General features: G+C 74.0%; 1 protein-coding gene. It reads left to right on the forward strand.

Annotated elements, in window-relative coordinates:
- Window positions 1-1,218, forward strand: a 1,218-nt coding sequence (locus tag K206_RS0114285) for an aldehyde dehydrogenase family protein (RefSeq protein WP_020203086.1), incomplete at its 5' end; no start/stop codon positions are given.
- Between the last annotated feature and the right edge of the window lie 40 nt (window positions 1,219-1,258).

The raw sequence follows: 1,258 nt of genomic DNA on the forward strand, positions 1-1,258 counted from the left end.
CGACGGCGCGCCGCGCTGGTCGACACGATGATGGCGGAAACGGGTGCCGCGCGCGCCTGGGCCGGGCACAATGTCGACGCCGCCGCCGCCATCCTGCGCGAGGCCGCGTACATGACCACGCGGATCCAGGGCGAGGTCATCCCGTCGGACGAGGCGCGCGTGGCGATGGCCATGCGCTGCCCGGTCGGCGTGGTGCTCGGCATCGCGCCGTGGAACGCGCCGGTCGTGCTGGGCGTGCGCGCGGTGGCGATGGCGCTGGCGTGCGGCAACACCGCGATCCTGAAGGCGTCCGACGTCAGCCCCGGCGTGCACGTGCTGATCGGCGAGGCGATGATCGAGGCCGGCCTGGACGGCGGCATCGTCAACGTCGTCACGCACGCGCCGGCCGATGCCGAGGACGTCGTGGGCGCGCTGATCGACCATCCGGCCGTGCGCCGCGTCAACTTCACCGGGTCGACGCGCGTCGGCCGCGTGGTGGCGCGCCGCGCCGCCGAGCACCTCAAGCCGGTGCTGCTGGAGCTGGGCGGCAAGGCGCCCTGCCTGGTGCTCGACGACGCCGATCTCGATGCCGCGGTGCGCGCGGCCGCCTTCGGCGCGTTCTTCAACCAGGGGCAGATCTGCATGTCCACCGAGCGCATCCTGGTGGCCGACGGCGTGGCCGAGGCCTTCGTCGACAAGCTCGCCGGGCGCGCGCGCGGCCTGACCGCGGGCGATCCGGCCAGCGGCGGGCACGCGCTGGGCGCGCTCGCCGACCCGCTCGCCCACAAGCGCATCAATGCGCTGATCGCCGACGCGGTGGCACAGGGCGCGCGCGTGGTCGCGGGCGGGGACGCGCGCGGCGCGCTGATGTCCGCCACGGTGCTCGACGGCGTGACGCCCGCCATGCGCATCTTCCACGAGGAGACCTTCGGCCCAGTGGTATGCGTCACGCGCGTGGCCGACGACGAACAGGCGGTCGCGCTGGCGAACCAGTCCGAGTACGGCCTGTCGGCTTCGGTGTTCGGCAGCGACGCCGCGCGCGCGCTCAACATCGCGCGCCGCCTCGAGACCGGCATCTGCCACATCAACGGCGCCACCGTCAGCGACGAGCCGCAGATGCCGTTCGGCGGCGTCAAGGCCACCGGCTACGGCCGCTTCGGCGGCAGCGCCGGCGTGGCCGAGTTCACCGAGCTGCGCTGGGTGACGATCGCCACCGGCGCGGCTGCCTATCCGATCTGAAACCCCCACGAACACGGCAACATGGCACGGCGGGCGCGGG

This window comes from Cupriavidus sp. WS (assembly GCF_000395345.1).
GTDB lineage: Bacteria > Pseudomonadota > Gammaproteobacteria > Burkholderiales > Burkholderiaceae > Cupriavidus > Cupriavidus basilensis_B.